The 18390-nt window shown below is 35.7% G+C and carries 18 protein-coding genes and 2 pseudogenes; 7 read left to right on the forward strand and 13 right to left on the reverse strand.

What is annotated here, in order from left to right; all coding sequences use genetic code 11:
• The 3 genes and pseudogenes from H3R29_RS08450 to H3R29_RS08460 all read right to left on the reverse strand — a co-directional run.
• Positions 1 to 245 (reverse strand): annotated as a pseudogene (locus H3R29_RS08450) (filamentation induced by cAMP protein fic); the annotation flags it as partial.
• A gap of 56 nt (positions 246 to 301) precedes the next feature.
• Positions 302 to 901 (reverse strand): Fic family protein, encoded by a 600-nt coding sequence (locus tag H3R29_RS08455; RefSeq protein ID WP_198203071.1) that lies wholly within the window; start codon positions 899 to 901, stop codon positions 302 to 304.
• Entirely contained in the window at positions 894 to 1316 is a 423-nt protein-coding gene (locus H3R29_RS08460; protein ID WP_198203070.1) for a helix-turn-helix domain-containing protein, read from the reverse strand. Before H3R29_RS08460 ends, H3R29_RS08455 begins: the two co-directional genes overlap by 8 nt.
• A 384-nt stretch (positions 1317 to 1700) precedes the next feature.
• Between H3R29_RS08460 and H3R29_RS08465 the strand changes: the two genes are divergently transcribed.
• Both H3R29_RS08465 and H3R29_RS09265 read left to right on the forward strand, forming a co-directional pair.
• A complete protein-coding gene (locus H3R29_RS08465; RefSeq protein ID WP_198203069.1) occupies positions 1701 to 2954 on the forward strand; it encodes a Fic family protein in 1254 nt (417 codons plus the stop codon).
• Positions 2955 to 3212: 258 nt separating this feature from the next.
• A pseudogene (locus H3R29_RS09265) lies at positions 3213 to 3600 on the forward strand (type II toxin-antitoxin system HicB family antitoxin).
• Positions 3601 to 3685: 85 nt separating this feature from the next.
• On the opposite strand, the gene H3R29_RS08475 reads toward H3R29_RS09265, so the two are convergent.
• The 8 genes from H3R29_RS08475 to H3R29_RS08510 form a co-directional block, all read right to left on the reverse strand.
• Positions 3686 to 3862: a hypothetical protein gene (locus H3R29_RS08475; protein ID WP_198203068.1), complete on the reverse strand. Its 177-nt coding sequence runs from the start codon at positions 3860 to 3862 to the stop codon at positions 3686 to 3688.
• Positions 3863 to 3882: 20 nt separating this feature from the next.
• Positions 3883 to 4215: a hypothetical protein gene (locus H3R29_RS08480; RefSeq protein WP_198203067.1), complete on the reverse strand. Its 333-nt coding sequence runs from the start codon at positions 4213 to 4215 to the stop codon at positions 3883 to 3885.
• A gap of 220 nt (positions 4216 to 4435) precedes the next feature.
• On the reverse strand, positions 4436 to 4918 hold the full coding sequence (locus H3R29_RS08485) for a PTS glucose transporter subunit IIA (protein WP_046325615.1): 483 nt from the start codon (positions 4916 to 4918) through the stop codon (positions 4436 to 4438).
• A gap of 9 nt (positions 4919 to 4927) precedes the next feature.
• The gene (locus H3R29_RS08490) at positions 4928 to 5419 is read right to left on the reverse strand and encodes a hypothetical protein (RefSeq protein ID WP_122026575.1); all 492 of its coding nucleotides are present in this window, start codon (positions 5417 to 5419) and stop codon (positions 4928 to 4930) included.
• Positions 5409 to 6200 (reverse strand): MurR/RpiR family transcriptional regulator, encoded by a 792-nt coding sequence (locus H3R29_RS08495; protein WP_198203066.1) that lies wholly within the window; start codon positions 6198 to 6200, stop codon positions 5409 to 5411. Before H3R29_RS08495 ends, H3R29_RS08490 begins: the two co-directional genes overlap by 11 nt.
• A 73-nt stretch (positions 6201 to 6273) precedes the next feature.
• Positions 6274 to 7899, reverse strand: coding sequence for an alpha-glucoside-specific PTS transporter subunit IIBC (locus H3R29_RS08500; RefSeq protein WP_198203065.1), 1626 nt, complete (start codon positions 7897 to 7899; stop codon positions 6274 to 6276).
• Between the two features lie 21 nt (positions 7900 to 7920).
• Positions 7921 to 9264: a 6-phospho-alpha-glucosidase gene (locus H3R29_RS08505; RefSeq protein ID WP_187157118.1), complete on the reverse strand. Its 1344-nt coding sequence runs from the start codon at positions 9262 to 9264 to the stop codon at positions 7921 to 7923.
• A gap of 234 nt (positions 9265 to 9498) precedes the next feature.
• Entirely contained in the window at positions 9499 to 10437 is a 939-nt protein-coding gene (locus H3R29_RS08510; protein ID WP_370567399.1) for a cytochrome C5, read from the reverse strand.
• Between the two features lie 142 nt (positions 10438 to 10579).
• Between H3R29_RS08510 and H3R29_RS08515 the strand changes: the two genes are divergently transcribed.
• The 3 genes from H3R29_RS08515 to H3R29_RS08525 all read left to right on the forward strand — a co-directional run bounded on the left by H3R29_RS08515 (position 10580) and on the right by H3R29_RS08525 (position 12553).
• Positions 10580 to 11818: an MFS transporter gene (locus tag H3R29_RS08515; protein ID WP_122038106.1), complete on the forward strand. Its 1239-nt coding sequence runs from the start codon at positions 10580 to 10582 to the stop codon at positions 11816 to 11818.
• 157 nt (positions 11819 to 11975) lie between these two features.
• A complete protein-coding gene (locus H3R29_RS08520; RefSeq protein WP_052059690.1) occupies positions 11976 to 12227 on the forward strand; it encodes a hypothetical protein in 252 nt (83 codons plus the stop codon).
• Positions 12221 to 12553 carry a type II toxin-antitoxin system PemK/MazF family toxin gene (locus tag H3R29_RS08525; protein ID WP_198203064.1) on the forward strand — a complete coding sequence of 111 codons (333 nt, stop codon included), beginning with the start codon at positions 12221 to 12223 and terminating at the stop codon, positions 12551 to 12553. Before H3R29_RS08520 ends, H3R29_RS08525 begins: the two co-directional genes overlap by 7 nt.
• 572 nt (positions 12554 to 13125) lie before the next feature.
• Here H3R29_RS08525 and H3R29_RS08530 read toward each other — a convergent pair.
• Positions 13126 to 14367: an MFS transporter gene (locus H3R29_RS08530; RefSeq protein ID WP_198203063.1), complete on the reverse strand. Its 1242-nt coding sequence runs from the start codon at positions 14365 to 14367 to the stop codon at positions 13126 to 13128.
• Between the two features lie 104 nt (positions 14368 to 14471).
• On the opposite strand from H3R29_RS08530, the gene H3R29_RS08535 reads away from it, so the two are divergent.
• Both H3R29_RS08535 and H3R29_RS08540 read left to right on the forward strand, forming a co-directional pair.
• On the forward strand, positions 14472 to 15335 hold the full coding sequence (locus tag H3R29_RS08535; protein WP_198203062.1) for a helix-turn-helix domain-containing protein: 864 nt from the start codon (positions 14472 to 14474) through the stop codon (positions 15333 to 15335).
• 197 nt (positions 15336 to 15532) lie between these two features.
• Entirely contained in the window at positions 15533 to 16168 is a 636-nt protein-coding gene (locus tag H3R29_RS08540; RefSeq protein ID WP_198203061.1) for a hypothetical protein, read from the forward strand.
• 769 nt (positions 16169 to 16937) lie between these two features.
• On the opposite strand, the gene H3R29_RS08545 is transcribed toward H3R29_RS08540, so the two are convergent.
• Positions 16938 to 18386 carry a glycoside hydrolase family 1 protein gene (locus H3R29_RS08545; protein ID WP_305067115.1) on the reverse strand — a complete coding sequence of 483 codons (1449 nt, stop codon included), beginning with the start codon at positions 18384 to 18386 and terminating at the stop codon, positions 16938 to 16940.
• Between the last annotated feature and the right edge of the window lie 4 nt (positions 18387 to 18390).

Consider the following 18390-nt stretch of genomic DNA (forward strand, 5'->3'; position numbering starts at 1 on the left):
TTTAAGTCCAGGGGCTTTTTTTCATTGATAGCAAACTGCCAGCCTCGCTTCAATTGAACAATAATATTAATATCATCGATTGGAACGCCGTCAACGCCCAGACCATCAATGATTGTCTGGGTCTGCGGCATAGTGGTAGTCAGGCCTTCAAAGCGTGAGTTCGTGAAGACTAATTTGGTTAAATTGGTTTTGGCAAAGCGTCTATTTTCTTCAGGCGTTAGTCTGAACTTGTCTTCATACTTCAATTGATTTATCCTGCTTTCTACTCTAACTCAAAAACTTCATCTTAATCCGACACATGTTATTTTTTACCATACCTATTAGCTAATATAGTAAGAGCATTTTCTCGGCTAGGCATATTTTGAACCTTAATTAATTGTGCAATTCGTCCCACATCAGCATCCATCTGCGCTTGGATCATCTCTGCATTTGTTCGTGGGTAGTCAATCACTTGGCCATGGTTTGCAGCATATGCAGAAAGAAAAACTTTACAGCTCCGGCCGTTGCCCTTTCTAAACGGGTGCATAAAGTTGATTTCATCTAACAACTGCGCATAGTCTGTGGCTTTTAACGCCTTCTTTTGCGGCAGATTTTGCATAATATTATTAATATTGGCTTCCGCATATCCAAATCTTGAATGATCACAAAAGTCATAACCGTTTTTTTGAAAATTACCCGGTCGATATTTTCCAGCCCAATCATATAAACGGCCAAACATGATTTTATGAATCTTTTTTATATCCTGAATTTTTTTAATTTGGGGCTTAGAGTGGAGAAAAATTGCTGCTCTCCGTGTTGCTTCCAAATACTCTACTTGTTCAAGCCTTTGCTGATCTCGAATATGATATTTGTTTTTCAAAATGCCATTAGGATACAGCGTATCTTTTATCCAGTCACTCATTGTTACTATTCCAAATTGCAGCAATTTCCTTAACTTCTTCTGGATCAGGGTTTACAACTCCGTCCAAGACGGCTTGAATATCTTCCTTAGTGGGGTTCCAGCCCTCTAAATGACTGGCTTCCACTACTCCCCGGATTTCGAAGTACATGTCTTTATCTGGTATAAAGACGCCCTGAATGGTCTGTGTTTCGTCATCAATTTCTAAATTATATGATTGCGGTTTTAACATATTTAATAAATCACCAGCTCTTTTATCTAAACCTGCCGCGAAGGCGTCAAGAATTCTGATTGACCAAGATTCAATAGGCCTAGCGATTGCTTTTCTCAGTGTACTTTCTGAAACGTGACTCTTTTCGGCAACTTCCCTTACCGAAACGTGTTTATTATTTAGTAGTTTTGTAATTGTTGCGCTCATTTTAAAATGCTCACTTCTCAAATTATTTTCTAAATATATTATACCATATTTGGAAATATCTATTCCATTTATGGAAATTTAAAGCATATTAAACTTGTAATTCTTTTAGTGGTTGAGATTTAGAGCCAGGTATGCCGTGTAATTGCGCCTACTCTATTTCGAAAAGCCTACTCTATTTCGAAAAGGGTAATCAGGGAAATTATCTAAAAAGTTCAACTACTCTATAATTTTTTGGTTCAATACAGTATATTTCGTATTTTTATGTAGCTTTTTAAAATATTTATTGCTAAAATCGCAATATTTTTAATAAATATAGTGTATAATCGAAAATAAATTCAAAAAGTGGCCTTTTTTGAATTTATAATTAGAAAGGTAAACTAAATTATGTCAAAATATCACTTATTGAGAATTTATTCTTACCAACATCCAGGCAAGCCAGTTACTAGTGAATTTAATAAAAGGTTTAATGGCTATGGCACAATTAAGTTTCCGTTAGCAATAAACCCCATAGATGTGCGCGAACAAATTAGAATACCTACACAATTGCCACTTTTTTTGGTACAAATTGAAGATTATAATTCACTGCTAACTATCATTAGAGAGAACTCCGCTCAAATCAAAGCACTCATTGGCAAGCTTCCAGGTGTTGCCAGAGAGCAATTTTTCATTGATTTGTTAATTAAAGAAATTAAAGGTACAAATGATATTGAAAATGTTGCTTCTACTACAAAAGAAATTAACAGAGCCGTAGAAAATATTAATAATCATAATAAAACTGTGCGTTTCCAATCTTTTGCTAAAATGTATTTTGATATTGAAAACGGTAAAACATATCAACTTAATGAGCTAAAAGATATCAGAGTATTGTATGACTCTTTATTAAAAGGTGAAATAGCAAAAAGTAACTTACCCGACGGCAAACTATTTAGGGATGGTTTTGTCAGAATTGGCAACTCAGTTCAAACTGTTCATCTTCCCAAAAACAGCGAAGATGAGATAAATCAACAATTAGAAAATTGGCTAAAATTTATCAATTTGGATAAATATGATCCTATTTTAAAGGCCTGTGTTGCCCACTATTATTTTGAATATATTCATCCTTTTTATGACGGTAATGGCAGGTTAGGAAGGTATCTCTTTTGCAGTTATATTGGAAAAAAAGTTGACCCTTATACTGCTGTCAGCTTTTCTTATCAGATCACTCAAAAAAAGGCAAGATATTATAAAGAATTTCAAGAAGTTGAAAATGAAAAAAATTACGGCGAAATCACACTATTCGTTATCAGTTTGCTAAAATACTTAGTTTCTGGGCAAAAATATGTCCTAGGTAATTTAAAAGATGACCATAACATTTTAAATTTTGTCAAAAAGAAATTAGAAGATTTTGATTATCCTAACTTTGAATTCAATATCTTATATGTATATGCACAGTCATTTTTATTCAATAGTTTTGATGGCAGCGTTCAAGACACAAGTTTGATCAGCTTTATCAAAAGCACAGAAAAAATATCAACTAAAAAAGTAAAAACTGCTATAGAAGATTTAGAAAAAGAGGGTTTAATTAAAACCGTTAAAGGAAGGCCCAAAAAAAGAAAATTAACTACTAAATTTTTAGATAAAATTGGTTTGAATATCTAAAATTTAAACAATTCCATAGTCAAAATCTCTTTAAATTAAAACCCAGTTATTTGTATTTTTTATATAAAATTTCCAGAAGCCAATTATTAATTATGTGATATCTATTAAGCAGTCAAAAATATACATAGTATTGGAAATTCAAGTGTATTATACACATTAATAGTGTATAATATTTGAAAACTAAGAAGAAAGGTTATGAGTGTGCCAGAGAAGCCGGTTAAAAAATTAATGTTTCTTACTTGGCATATTTAAATTGACATGAAACAAGAAATTGCAGCTTATCCTGTTATTATAGAAAAATGTAACGATGAATCAGGACATTATTATGCAATTACGTCACCTAACATCCAAGGCTTAGTCACTGATGGTCAAACAATAGGTGAAGCTCTTTATCATGCAGAAGATGCAATGGCAACAATGCTTGACCTTCAAGGCTATCCTAGAGTTCAAGATCCAACAAAGTGGAAGTTGAAAAAAAGCAGCAAATATCTTGGGTTAAAGTTAATATGACAAAGTGGCGTAGTAAATATAGTAAAACTGTTCGGCGCAATATTTCATTGCCAGAGGATCTAAATAATTGGGCTAAAAAAATAAAATTAATGTATCAAAAGTTACAACGGAAGCTTTGCGTCAAATGCAAGCTTAGTAATATTAGTTTAATTTAGCCCATTCAAACAATAAAAATAGTTTCACTTTAAAAGCACCCTAGGCTAAGCCAGAGGTGCTTTTATTTATTCTTGCGCTAATCTTTTGAGAACATTCATGTATACTTCATTATTCCAAAAGCTCTCTTCACTTTGCTGCTCAAGCTTTTTTCTAGTTTTTTGATCAAGAGATATATGAGCTGGTAACTCAATCATGCCATTGGATGTTTTTATTATTAAACTGTTAGTGTTTTTACTACTCAAAGTGAATTCACCACTATTCTTTACCTACTATTATTTTTAAAATACCAGTGGTACATTTTCCCATCCAGAAAGTCGCCAATTAAAAATATTGCCGTCCACAAAATAATTCCAATAATACGCACAAACAAAGATGTTATATAGTTATTCCAACTATTATCATATGGCAGAAGAAAGAAAGCAATTGGAACTAAAAGGAAGAAGTACTTAAATTTAGTCCACCGTACATGTTGCTGCTGATAAAACTGGACAAGTTTAGAATTCTGTGGTGTTTTGTGTGTTAATCTAATGCAAACTAGATATATTAAGTAAATAGCATCAACTATTAGCAAGATCAGAACAATATTATTAAGCATAAACAAGTCCCCTCCTAATTTCATTGAAATTAATTTAAACAACAAGTCTTTTACTCTATTTACAATACAATTTATGATTAATCTTTAGTTAACCTCATAATAAATCCAAACCTATACTTTTACAATATCAAATAAAAAACGCTCCGAGGTAGTTAAAATTGCAATTAAAGCTCAAGGCTTTAATTTATTTAACCGGTCGAAGCATCTTATTTAAAAATAATTAAGCGTTAAACTGCAGAGTCTGAACTGTGTCACCGTGGGTCGTATCACCTGCCGACACATCAGAAACAGATTTTATGACGTCCATATTAGTATAAACAACTATTACCGTATCATCGTAATTTTCAGCCGTAATCAGTTCTGTATTCATACTTGCCAAATAATCATCCTGCTTAACAGTATCACCCTGTTTGACAGCCACTTCAAAGGGCTCACCTTTTAATTCCACAGTATCAATTCCTAAATGGACCAATATTTCTAAATTATTATCAGTAGTAATGCCGATTGCATGCTTAGTGGGAAAGACTGTGGTGACAGTTCCTGCAACAGGAGAATAAATTTTGCCATCTGTAGGCTTAATGGCGTAGCCATCGCCTAGCATTTTCTGAGAAAAAACTTCATCTTTCACATCTGTAATTGGCATTAGTTTCCCATCACAAGCTGCAGCCACTGTAAAACCGCGTTTTTTAAATATATTAAACATTAATTCTACCTATTTCCTAATAAATATACTAATTGTTAAAACTAAACAAAAACCAAAGATAGTCAAAAAGATAACAGCAGGCACTTTGATAAAACTGCTTTGACATTTTAATTTGCCGGATTGTTCATTAATACGTATGATGCCAAAAAGCGCCAAAATCAAGCAAAAAATGTTACCGACCATTAACTGGCTGATCGCCTGACTGAACATCAAAAAGTGATAATTACCCTCATGCTTAAGAATCAAATCTTTCTTGAGCCAAATATAATAACCCATAATAAAATCCGTAAGAGCTACTATCATATCTATTGCAATCAAAGGTGTATTGTTCAAAACAACATTGATGTTTTGTTTAGCAATAGATGATGTCAAAATTATAAAGCAACCGAAAAACAAGGGAATTAAAATTAAAGCATAGATATAGGTTGTCAAAATTTTTTTGGTGTCTAAATGGGCCCTATTCAAGAAACTAATCACAAAGTTGTTTATCTTACTTACCATTTTTATCACTTTTTTCTTTTTGCCAAATATCAAACTTGTTTATGATGAAATCCACCAAGGTGTAAGCCAGTATAAACGAAACATCATTGCTAGACGAAAATTTTACAGTCGGATAGTAGAAATTATAGTCGGAAAGCGAAGCAAGTTTATTTTGCTTTAGGTCTGTAAAGGAGACATAACGCAATTTGTTGTTAACCATCTCAAACTTACCCAGTTCATCGTTAATTTCTTTATTATCGCCCGTGTAAGAAATAATAAAGAGCATGTCGCCTTTTTCTGCTATTTTTCCTACCATTTCCAGTTCACTGACAGCAGCTGGCAAAACTATTGATGAAATGCCAAAAAGTAATAACTCGTGAGAAAGATAATCAGACAGCATCTGTTGAATCCAGCCGGTAGAGTAAATATATTTATGTTCTGCTTTACTCAGATCAGTAAAAAAAGGGTCTAAATTAAGTGATTGAAAGTTTTTGACTAGATTTTCTGTTTCTTTAATTAAGTCGGAACCAAAGTTATTCGTTAGAACTTTATTTTTCTCACTTTGCTCCTGCTCCTGAACCATTTCATTTAGGATAAATTTCAATTCACCATAGCCGCTTAAACCCAAATGTTTGCACAAACGGAAAATCGCCGAACGTGAAACGTATAATTTGCGCGCAAGCTCAGTAAGACTTAATCCTTTACACGCTTTTGCATTATTTAGAATAAATTGAATGACCCTTATTTCAGAATCATTCAATTTACTACTATTTTGATAGACTAAATATTCTAATTTTGACATAGATCAACGCTCCATATAAAGTAATTTTACATATGACAAATTGCTTTTACCTATACAAGCGTTCTAGCCCTAATTAATCTTGTTTATTATCCTGCTTTCTTAGTTCCTGCATTGCTTCAAGGACTTGGGCAACATCTAAGCCAACAATAACTTGAATTGCTTTGCCGTGATGGACAACATTAATGGCTTTAGCTGCTTTAAACTGAGCATCAGAGCCCATCTTATCAGGATCTGCCACAGTGACACGTAGTCTGGTCGCACAAGAACTTAACTCTTTGATGTTGGAACTTCCACCTAATAAGTCTAAAAAGGCAGTTGCCCTTTCAATATATGGATCAGTCGCAGTTTGTTCATCTGTTTGTGTAACTGCTTGCTCAGCTTTTCTAGCTTGGTATTCTTTCTTGTTTATCAAGTGGACTTCCTCAGTATCCTCTTCACGACCGGGAGTAATATAATTAAACTTCACAATCATATATTTAAAGATAAAGAAGGTAATAATTGCAAAGATAATCCCAATCACAATTTGGGTAAGAAAAGTTTGCCAATGGTTAGCCCACAAAGGAATCCAATTCTCTGCGGCCGTATCTATGGCACCACCAGACATATTACCAACAACGCCAAAACTAAACATAATAGTGTTCATAGTAGCTGAAAGTAATGAATAAATGATCCATAAAACTGGTGCCGCAAACAAGTAAGTAAAGTCAATTGGCTCAGTAATACCTGTAAAAAAGGAAGTCAAAGCTGCTGGAATTAACAAAGCTGAAGTTTGTTTCTTTTTATTCTTTTTAGCAGTAACATAAAAGGCCAAACAAATGATGGGAGCAAGAAACATCTTTTCGTTACTATATAATTGGAAGCCCAATTGAGGAGCCAACTGTTTTAATGGTTTAGTACTCATAGCAAACTGAGTCAGATGTCTCAACCAATAAGGTTGCAAACCTCCTGCTACTACAGCTGGACCGTATTGAAATGGAATGTACACTAAGTGGTGTAACCCAGTTGGTATTAAAACCCGATTTAAAAAGTTGTAAATCCAAATACCAACGACACCACTACTAACAATAAAATGCTGTAATTGCGTAATTCCTAGCTGGACTTTAGGCCAACCCCAACAAGTAATAAGTGCCAGCGGAATCATAAGGAAAAAGCCTAAAATATAAACATATGTGGACCCTTGAAAGGTTCCCAGCCAGTCCGGCAATTTCTTATCAAAATAACGGTTATGCAGCCAAATTACTATACCAGCAACTACTAGAGCACCAATAATACTGGTGTCCAGCGTTTTGATCCCTGCTATTTCTGTTAGTCCGTGGTTAGTGGAATTTTCCACAATCTGAATTTTATCAAAGTTAGGAATACCAAAACTGGCGCCCCAGTGAGTCAAAATAGCACCCACAAAATAGTTGTAAGTCATGTAGGTAATTACTGCTTCCATGGCAGCCCTACCTCTGGATTTATTTGCTAAACCAATTGGTAGACCCACGACGAAAAGCAAAGCTTCCTGCTTAAAAACTGTCCAACCACCTGCACTAATGGTATCCCAAATTGAATTCCAAGTTGTTCCTGGGCTTGCCAGAGAGCCGAAAACTGCCTGATTGGTAAACAAGCTACCAAATGCAACGACAATTCCTGCAAATGAAAACAAAAGCACCGGTACAAACATTGCTGCACCAAACTTTTGAAACTTCTGCATCATAAGCTATCATCTCCCTAACAACTATTTAAGTTCTGGCCAGTATGGCTTGTTTTCCGGAATCATATCATCAAGAATCTTCTTAGCAACTAAGGCATCCGGAACCGTCTTATTAAGAGCAAAGGCTTGCCACATCTTAGTGTATGAATGTTGTTCATAAGCATCAACGACCAGCTTTTCACATGCTTGTTGCTCTTCCATTAATCCCTTTTGGAATCTGCCGGCCATTCCAGTTGCCATAGGTTGGACTCCATCAGCACCAAACCAGCAAGGTACTTCAACAACAGAGTCAGGATCCATATTAGCAATCGCACCGTTATTTGGAATGTTAGCAAAGAATTTTTCGTGAGTGTTATAAGCAATCGCATGACAAATATCAACAATATAATTAGAATGTTCTGCACTTGCTTCCCAAATATTGCCCTTAGCCGTACCAGCTTTGACAATTCTGGCACATTCTTCGAAGACAATCTTTTGCCGGTATTCACGAATCTCATCTGTTCTAGTATGGTTAGGGTCAGCGTTTTGAACTTCATATTGTGGATAATAGTAATATTGCATATAAGTATTAGGTAAAGTTTCTGGCTCAAGAGCATAGCAGTCCTTAGCCTTCTTATATGTTTCAGCCCAACTTGCTTCAGTTTCTTTATCGTATTCGCCACCGATCCAATAGCCATTTTCAGATACATGCTTTTTGAGAAGAGGCATCAAGTCTTTGCCCGTCTTTTTATCACGAACTTCTTTCCACCAGCCAAAGTGGTTTAAGCCATAGTAGTTAACATCAAGATCATGGTAATCATTTAAGCCACAAATATGAGCCATTCTTGTCATAATTGCTACAGGCATATCACAAATATTAATTACTTTAGCATTTGGTCTTAATCTGCGGCAAGCTTCTGCAACAATAGCTATGGTATTAGAATAGTTAATCATCCAAGCATTTGGCGAATACTTTTCCATCCAGTCGATTATCTCAATAATAGCTGGAATAGAACGCAACCCATATGCCATTCCTCCGGGTCCGGTTGTTTCCTGACCATTAACGCCATATCTTAACGGAATCTTTTCATCGAGTTCACGCATGTGGTATTTACCAACCCGAATTGATCCCATAACGAAGTCAACATCTGTGAATGCTTCTTTAGGATCAGTCGTATACGAAAATTCAATTTGCGGTGCGCGCTCTTTCATAATAATTGCACACGCATCACCAATTTTCTTTTGCCTTTCGGCATCGTTATCATAAAATTTCAGCTTTCTCAGTGGAAATCTGTCCTCGTTAGCAATCAAGCTTAAAACAAATCCTGGAGTAAAAGTACTACCTCCACCTGCAATGACTACGGAATAACGTTTATCTTTTTCGGACATATTTTTCTCCTTTAATTCACTCTGCTCAACCTGAGCTGATATTTTCTAAGCTAGCTTACTTTTATATTTATAACATCTTTCTTATTTTTTGTATCCGCTTTCCATGAAAGTGAATACGTATTTCACAACTTGAAATATTTGTTTCATTTTCAGAAATTAATTTCACAAAAAAACTGGCACCACTAAGGTGCCAGCATTAATGCTATTTAAGTTAAACGTTATGAGAAGACTATTTTAGACGAACCTGTCCTTTTTAATTACCCGATAAATAGAAATAACTAGAACTAAAATTGCGCAGAAGATTGCCACATAAGCCATTGGCCCCACGCTAATAGCGGCTTGTGCCTGAGCACTTGCCATGCGGTTTTCTACCGCATATTCTACAATCCACTTACTTAGTAAACGGGGAGTTAACACGAAACTGATGGTTGCCACAATTGAAGCTGCTAAAGCCGTATTGCGTGAATAGGGTTCACGGAAAAATTGTGCTAAAACGCAAAAGGCAGGCGCAATCATTAAAAGTAATATCCACATAATAATTAAGCGTCCAGCGCTACTGTTCATCATTTGGGCACTATTAGTGGCATAGCGATATTTACCCCAAAGTTGTCCACCAGTTAGGGTATTTAATAAACTCAAGAAATATGATCCTTGTTGACCATAGACACCGCCACGATTAGATAAAATCCCCTGCACAATCTGTAACCCATCGGTTGAACCAGCAGTAGAAAAATTGACTGTTACTACTTTTTTCATGTAAGTAGCCAGAAACATGATGATCGAGCCGCCAAATTGCAAAGCTCGTAACATGCTTAATTTCCGAGATGACTTCATTTTAAATTCCAGGCTAAGAACGCGATCGGGATGGTGACTGCGGCCAATGACGAAAATACCGATTGCGACAATAACAGCCAGCCCAGCAAGGAGCCACCACAGTTTAGCCATAACTAAGAAAATAGCCAAAACAACAATGGCCACCGCAACATATGGTCGATCTGCAAATATATCCCAAAAATTTAATTTTAAATGACGATAATCGGCACGAGTTTGAGAGGTATCATGCCCTCTGAGTGCTGTTTTAGTCATTTCTTTATTTTGAAGCTGAGACTTTTGACTGTATTTTTCACGATATTCCTGCCTGGTCAAGTGTGAATTTCTTTCCATACCAGCCACCCCTTCCTTTCAGAAATAATATCCTAACATGATTAATATGAAAATATCAGCTATTTAGCAAATTCTTAGCAAATTTATTGTGCTAAAATAGAAAAGATATCGTATTTTTTAGAAAAATCTTAAAAAAGAAAGCGAGGACGTTTTGACAGTTTCCGAAAAATTTCCAGCTGGCTGGCATAAAGCTTTTGTTACTTTATGGCTAGGCTGCTTTATTACAGGCATGGGCTACTCCATGACAATGCCTTTTATTTCATTATTTATCGCTGACCTAGGAAACTACAGCAAGTTGCAGATTAGCATGTATTCCGGTCTTGCTTTTGCCATGACCTTTATTGCTCAGGCAATAGTTTCACCTTATTGGGGCAATTTGGCCGACAGAAAGGGCCGTAAGTTAATGTGCATGCGTGCTTCTGGAGTCATGGCTTTGACCATTACCGCTACCGGTTTTGCTCCTAACGCTATTTACATTATTGTGATGCGTTTTATTCAGGGTGCTTTTTCCGGCTACATTAACAACGCCACCGCTTTAATCGCAGGGGAAACTCCCCATAGAAAAAGCGGCTGGGTGATGAGTCAAATGATGACCGCCGGAACGGCAGGAAACTTGGTAGGACCACTTTTAGGTGGGGTTTTGTCAAACTTCTTCGGTAATTGGTTAGGTGGAGTCTGGGGCTACCGCATTCCATTCTTCATTACCGGCTTCTTAATGGTGCTGGTTTTCTTGGGCTCAACTTTCTTAGTTCATGAAAACTTTACCCCGATTTCTCGTGCAGAAATGAAGCCAATGAAAGAAATTATGCAGTCTTTGCCTAACGTTAAGCTGATTGTGGTGATGTTCGTGACTACTCTCTTAGTGCAGGCCGCTAACATGTCAATTGATCCAATTGTTTCTTTGTATGTTAAGTCAATGATGCCTAATAGCAAAAACATTGCCTTTGTGGCGGGAATTGTGGCTGCAACCCCAGGTCTCGGAACACTGCTGGCTGCTTCCAAAATCGGACATAAAATGGATGAAATTGGTCCGCTAAAAATATTGCGTCTTGGTCTATTTGTAGGTGCGATCCTCTTTATACCTATGGCTTTGACACATTCACCTTGGGTGCTGGCAGGATTGCGTTTTCTGCTCGGAATTGCCAGTGCTGCCATGTTACCGGCAGCACAGACCGTTTTGACACTGAACACTCCGGCCGAAAGTTTTGGTCGTATCTTTAGCTACAATCAGTCTTTTCAAGCAGTTGGTTCTGTGTTTGGGTCACTTATGGGCTCCACTATCTCGGGACTGTTCAACTACGCAACTGTTTTCTGGACTACAGGCTTTACCCTACTGATTAACTTTATTCTCATTATCTTTTTCAGTTTGAGAAAAAGTGCTAATAAATAAGAACTAACTTACAACTAATAAAGTATCCTAATTTTGGTGGTCACATCATATTTCGTTCAGGATGCTTTTTTGTTTTGCTTGATCTCCGTAGATAAACATTGTATAATTTTATTACATTTCAGGATATACATTGTTTATTTTTTATAGGGAGAAAATTATGATTCGTGCTACTATATCTAAATGGGGTAATTCTAAAGGCATCCGATTAAACCAAGCAGTCTTGCAAGCATTAAACGCTACTATAGGAGATCAGCTAAACTTTAAAATTGAGGACAACAAAGTAATAATGTCAAAGCAAGATGATACACCTGATTTAACTTTTGAAGAACTTTTTAAAGATTATTCAGGTGAAGAATTTGATACCGAAATTAAGTTACCAGATGAGAGAAAAGGAAATGAAAAATGGTAATTAAGCAAGGATCTATTCTATTAATGGATTTAAGTCCTAAACAGGGGCATGAACAATCTGGCAAACGACCTTATTTATATTTAAGCTATAAAGGGGTTGAAAAATACGCTCATATTGCTGTGTTTGCTCCTATATCTACTACTAAAAGACGCTACCCATTATATCAAGAATTACCTGCTGCATCTCAAACAAAAGGCGTAGTCATGCTAGATCAGCTAGTTACAATCAATTATCATAATCGATCATTTCAATATTTAGAGCAACTACCTGATGACTATATGGGAAAGATACTCAAAATTGTAAAAGTAGTTTTTCAGAAAGATTAGCCAAGCGGTTTTTTGTAGATAATTCCATGATATGTTGTGAAGCTAAGATTGGTCCTTTTTTTAACACGGTCTTAACAGTTCTCATATCTTCACCAAAGAAATATAGAGTAGCAGAAAAGTCTGTTAAATCACCTTTATTTGTTGAGATAGATCAAGATGAAATCTATGCTGCAGCATGTTAGGGCGATAGATCCAACTGTCAAAATGAAAGGTAATATCAAAGTAAGATTAGACGAAGCTAATATGAAAAAATTAGCACAATTTTAGTTCAATTTTTTAAAAAGCAAAAACTGTACTGAACCCCAAAAATTATCCAACTTTTGGGGCTTTTTTATGTCTAAATTAGCTAAACAAGATAAAATTATAATCTATCAGCTTTGGCATAATTATCAAATTAAGACCAAACTAAAAGAACTAACTCCGATCAAATAAGTGCAATTAGTTCTCAGTTAACAACTAATAAAGTATCCTAATTTTGGGATTCACATCATTATCTTGACGGCTTTTTATATCTGGCTTAGAAAAATGCTGGCAAAAAGCAACTGCAAGTTTACTAGCTAAATGGCTATTTATTACGCTTTTTGTGCGGATTTTCTCATCACCAATAAGGTAATTGCAAAAAGCAGAACACTGACGATCAATAATCCTAGAAGAGAATACTGCACGTTTGTCATCGCTGATAAGGTGGTAAAAGCAGTTGTCATTAAGGGACTGGCAATTAATAAAATCGTATTGATCAGGCCAATGGAAGACGCCAAAATTTTATGATCAACTGCACCTACCATCCACTGCGTCAATTTTGGTGTAGCAGTTCCCGCAAAAAAGCCTAAGATACAGTAAGTTATTAAACAGAACCAGATTTGTTTGCATAAGATCGCAATTATGACACTTGCACCAGCAATATTGGCAAATATAATAATGAGATAAAGGCTAACTTTTTTAAATAAATTTGTACCAAAAATACTGCCTAAGGCAGCGCCTATTCCTGCCATAGCGCCAATTAACGCGATTGTAAAACTATAGGTTCCGATGACCATCACCTGACGATTGCCCGCAATGACAATAGAAATCAGGGGCTCGATCGTGCTGAGAACTCCGTTTAAAACGGCGATTACCAGTACGGTAGTAATTAGGCCACTAGCCTTTTTCACTTGCTTTAATGCTAAGACCAAGGTAGCCCCAAAACCGCGATCATCGACTTCTTGTGTAGCTGTTGCAATACCTTTTTTACGCTGACTTCCAGCAATATTGTAATAAATTAACCCAGCCACAATGAAAGTCAGACCGTTAATTACAGCCAGTGCAGAATATGACATAAATAGCAAAAGTCCTGACCCAACAAACTGACTAACCAAAGTAATTACCTGTGAAACACCGCTGGTAAAGCCTTCAGCTTCAGCAATCTCATCTTTTTTAACCAGACTGATAACTAAAGGCGTTGTTAAACCACCAGAATAAGTTCCGGCCGTATCAGAAATAAAGTTGATGATAATCACCATTATTACTAAATTCCAACCGGCAATATTTTGGCTAAAAAGAAAGCCGACTAGCAAATAGAGCGCTCCTCTAATCATGGCCATCCAGACTATTTTTTGAAATTTATTCTGCGTCCGGTCAGCTAGATAGCCACCAACACTAGAAAACAGCCGGGGAACTGACTCAGAAATAGCGATTAATGATAAAGCCAGCGAATAGTTTTTGAGCCGACTGGCATACGTCATCAGTGCTAAATAGAATAAAATATCTCCAGCACTAGATAAAATACTGGCAATTGAAAACTTGCGATATTCTTTATTTTTAAAAAAGATGGTCATAATTTTTTCTCCTTTTTAGCTTTCTTTATTTTCAATTGTACTTAAGCTAAAATTGAGAATAAAAAAGTGTCATATATGAAACAAAAAATTAGTGAGGTTAAATTATGACTATAGGTGCTTTACTTAGACAATACCGTTTAGAAGCTGGGAAAACTCAACGCGCATGGATTGGCGATGTTATCAGCCCCTCTTTTTACTCTAAAGTAGAAAAAGATCTGACCCGTATTTCAGCGGCAGATTTAATTGAACTATTACGGCAAAATCACGTTAAAATTGCTACTTTTTTTAAGCAACTTGATTACCAGGCTGAAAGTGAAGATAATCTCAAAAAGAAGATTAATGCCCAAATGACAGACGCTTATTATAATTTTGATATTAAACGCCTAAAAGAAATCAAACAGGCTATTGCAGGTAGTGGGCTTGCTAGTAAAAATGAGTTAATGTTACGTGTGAACTCGATCCTGGCTATTATAGATGGTACTAAAGAGAAATTAAGCGCTGCGGAAATTCAGCAACTAAAAAATAAATTCTTTAATGAAGAGAATTTTGACTGGAAAACTATCAAAATTTTCCTGAATTGCATGGTTTTTTATGATTTTGCCACTGATATGATCATTACTAACAAAATTTTTCAACAATTTAAAGATAGCGAAAATGACGGTCTTCAATTTATAGTGTTGGGAATATTAATCAATATGATTAGCATTTGTCTGGAAAAAAGCAAGTACCAGCAAGCAAAGCAGTTGGTGGAAAAATCCCATGAGATTCACACCCAGCCACTAACCTGCTTTAATAAGATGACTCTATTATTCTTGGAAAACATTATTAACTATCATTTTGATCCCCAACAGGTTTATCTGGATAATTGCGCAAGGCAAATAGAAGAGTTTGCCTTAATCGGCATGACTGAATATAGTAAGCAGTTGCAAAAAATTGTGCAGGAAAAAACCGGTGGCAATTTAGTATAAATAGAAGCCGGTTCCAGCATTCACTGGTAACCAGCTTTTTATTATCAATTTGAATAATGAACTTTTATATTCTAAGTCCTACTAAACAGCAAAAATTATTCATTACTGCTAAGAAAAACGCTTTCTAAAAAAACAAGACGTAGTATAATTAAATACAAATAAAATGGTTACTGCTAAATTGTGAAAGTGTGAATATCATGAAGTCAAACGAAGAAATGATTGCAGGACAACAACTCTATCCTGCGAATAATTCAGGATTTAGTAACTTGGATAAAAGTGTAACTGTTGGACATAAAGTAAACATTCTGCATGTAATCTTAGGACTAGTTTTAGTCATTTTGGTGTCATTATTTATGACTGGATTTGGTTATCAACCTTGGTGGGTGTTGGGACTCATAATTTTGGTGGGAATTTTTATTACTTTACCAACATGTTTTAGTGGATATTGGCAGATTAATAAAAACGGAATTACTGTGTTAAGTTATAGTTCAAATGATGTAATAAAACTTATGCAGTTATTACATATCAAAAAAATTTATACAAAATCATATTTATTTGAGAATATCACTAAGGCTGAAATTACATATCGTAAAAAAGTTAGAATTAGCCCAATTGATTTTAATCCAGACTTTTTTAAACTAAATTTGACTGTGAATAATAAAGTAATTCAATTAGAATTAGGAAATATTCAAGCAAAAGATTTAGTAGAAATTGTTGCTATCTTTAATACTCATGGAGTAGCCGTTTATGATAGACAACAGATAATTGGGCTGCTGGAAGAAAACAAAAGCTTATTTAATCATTTTAATAATGGTAAATGGGCATCATTATAGTTGTGTTAGGACTAGAAAAGCATAACTTATCCAATTTTCTATTGCAATATGAAAAAGTAGTTTTAGTGAATGATCCTGCTTAAGTAGATAATGCACAATTACATTATCCACAAAAGCAGGATTTTTTGTTGAGTCTATGATTAACGCAATATAGTATAAGTGACAAAATAAGAGGAAAGTGGCAATTACCCAAGTAGATTAAGCACCGAGAAGTTAATGCAAAAATATGCCCGCTTTCAGTTTAATGACATGGAACATCCAACTAAATTTTAAATAATCAAAATAGGACTTTGATATGACTCCTAAATTTGGGGGTTATATCAATTTGAAACTTACTTTTTATTAAGCAGTACAATTTAAATTAACTTGGGAATCATTTCATATTAGAGTTATAGGACGGATTTTTGAAAATAATCTTTTTATGTGCACCATCAATTAATGTTGTTTGCAATAATGTCATGTTTATTTGACCTAAACTATAATTTTTTTAAAAAAATCTGTTACGCAAACATAATTACCAGGCTGTCTGTGATATTTCTTTCAAAAAAATAGGAACTCCTTTAAAGAGTTCCTTTATTATTTGCAACAATGAGTGTTTTACTATTGGCTTGAGGTGTTCACACACAACCCTATCAAGACTCCTTGAGTGAGTGCAACTAAGTCCAATCCACCCATCTCAAATCAACATCTAGCAGATACTCTAGTTACCTGCTTTCATATACCACGATACATTGCCTTAACTTAATAGTCAATTTTTAAATCAAAACATTTACCCTAAATCAGCACCGTTAGTAGAAATAACCTTCTTGTACCAGTCAAAAGACTTTTTCTTGTAGCGCTTAAAGGTGCCGTGACCTTCATCATCTTCATCAACATAGATAAAGCCATAACGCTTGGACATTTCACCAGTTGAAGCACTAACTAGGTCGATGCAACCCCAAGGAGTATAGCCCATGACGTCAACGCCATCGTCTATTGCCTGGGAAATAGCTTCAATATGTTCACGCAAATAATCAATCCGGTAATCATCTGCGACATAATGATTTTCATCCGGCTTGTCTACCGCACCTAAACCATTTTCAACAATGAATACAGGTTTTTGATAGCGGTCTGACAGTTGATTTAAGGCAATTCTTAAGCCTGTCGGGTCAATCTGCCAACCCCAATCGCTGCTCTTTAAGAATGGGTTCTTAACGCCGCCCATCAAGTTGCCGTTAGTAGTTTCTTGGTTTTCGTGGGTAACGTCAACTACAGAAGACATGTAGTAACTAAAGCCAATATAGTCAACTGGATATTGAGCTAACAATGCCAGTTCTTCATCAGTGTAATCAAGGTCTGATAATTTAACACCTTGGCGAGCCAATAAACTCTTAGTGTAAGCTGGGTAATGTCCTCTAACTTGAACATCGGCACAGAAGAAGTTATTAGCCTGATTATCTTGCAAGGTAGCCAATTGGTTCTTAGGGTTAGAATCGTAGCTGTATGTTGTAGCATATAGAATCATGCAGCCAATTTTCATATCAGGATTGAGTTCATGACCAATTTTAACAGCCTTAGCACTAGCGACAAATTGATTGTGCCATGCTTGATAAACATTCTTCTTGTCACTAGCGCCATTACTTGTTGTTAAGCCTTGACCCATAATTGGGAAGTGAGCGGCACTGTTGATTTCGTTGAAAGTCATCCAGTATTTAACCTTATCTTGGTAGCGGGTTAAAACAGTGCGGGCAAAGCGCTCGTAGAAGTCGATCAGCTTCTTATTCTTCCAGCTGCCGTATTCAGTAATTAAATGCAGCGGCATTTCGTAATGTGAAATAGTAATTACAGGCTCAATGTGATGCTTTAAACACTCGTCAATTACAGCATCGTAGAACTTAAGGCCTTCTTCATTAGGAGTTTCCTCATCCCCATTAGGAAAGATTCTGGACCAGGCAATTGAAAAGCGGTAGCACTTGAATCCCATTTCAGCAAAAAGCTCAATGTCTTCTTTGTAATGATGATAGTGATCAATACCAATATGATTAGGATAAACATAGTCTGGGTTTAGCTTAAAATCAAAGTCAGGTGAAGCAATAATCTTCATTCTGTCTTTACCACCAGGTAAAACGTCTGGCAAGGATAAGCCTTTGCCTCCTTCTTGGTAGGCACCTTCTAATTGGTTAGCAGCAGTAGCACCGCCCCATAAAAATCCTTTAGGAAAATTGTTTGTAGTCATCATTGTC

The organism is Lactobacillus sp. M0393 (assembly GCF_016102025.1).
Classification (GTDB): Bacteria; Bacillota; Bacilli; order Lactobacillales; family Lactobacillaceae; genus Lactobacillus; species Lactobacillus melliventris.

Excerpts from the sequence above, each read along its gene's own strand:
- H3R29_RS08455 (WP_198203071.1), bottom strand. The coding sequence starts at position 901 with ATGAGTGACTGGATAAAAGATACGCTGTATCCTAATGGCATTTTGAAA.
- H3R29_RS08525 (WP_198203064.1), top strand. The coding sequence starts at position 12,221 with ATGGTAATTAAGCAAGGATCTATTCTATTAATGGATTTAAGTCCTAAA.
- H3R29_RS08520 (WP_052059690.1), top strand. The coding sequence starts at position 11,976 with ATGATTCGTGCTACTATATCTAAATGGGGTAATTCTAAAGGCATCCGA.
- H3R29_RS08530 (WP_198203063.1), bottom strand. The coding sequence starts at position 14,367 with ATGACCATCTTTTTTAAAAATAAAGAATATCGCAAGTTTTCAATTGCC.
- H3R29_RS08465 (WP_198203069.1), top strand. The coding sequence starts at position 1,701 with ATGTCAAAATATCACTTATTGAGAATTTATTCTTACCAACATCCAGGC.
- H3R29_RS08535 (WP_198203062.1), top strand. The coding sequence starts at position 14,472 with ATGACTATAGGTGCTTTACTTAGACAATACCGTTTAGAAGCTGGGAAA.
- H3R29_RS08540 (WP_198203061.1), top strand. The coding sequence starts at position 15,533 with ATGAAGTCAAACGAAGAAATGATTGCAGGACAACAACTCTATCCTGCG.
- H3R29_RS08480 (WP_198203067.1), bottom strand. The coding sequence starts at position 4,215 with ATGCTTAATAATATTGTTCTGATCTTGCTAATAGTTGATGCTATTTAC.
- H3R29_RS08495 (WP_198203066.1), bottom strand. The coding sequence starts at position 6,200 with ATGTCAAAATTAGAATATTTAGTCTATCAAAATAGTAGTAAATTGAAT.
- H3R29_RS08505 (WP_187157118.1), bottom strand. The coding sequence starts at position 9,264 with ATGTCCGAAAAAGATAAACGTTATTCCGTAGTCATTGCAGGTGGAGGT.
- H3R29_RS08490 (WP_122026575.1), bottom strand. The coding sequence starts at position 5,419 with ATGGTAAGTAAGATAAACAACTTTGTGATTAGTTTCTTGAATAGGGCC.
- H3R29_RS08485 (WP_046325615.1), bottom strand. The coding sequence starts at position 4,918 with ATGTTTAATATATTTAAAAAACGCGGTTTTACAGTGGCTGCAGCTTGT.
- H3R29_RS08500 (WP_198203065.1), bottom strand. The coding sequence starts at position 7,899 with ATGATGCAGAAGTTTCAAAAGTTTGGTGCAGCAATGTTTGTACCGGTG.
- H3R29_RS08460 (WP_198203070.1), bottom strand. The coding sequence starts at position 1,316 with ATGAGCGCAACAATTACAAAACTACTAAATAATAAACACGTTTCGGTA.
- H3R29_RS08545 (WP_305067115.1), bottom strand. The coding sequence starts at position 18,386 with ATGATGACTACAAACAATTTTCCTAAAGGATTTTTATGGGGCGGTGCT.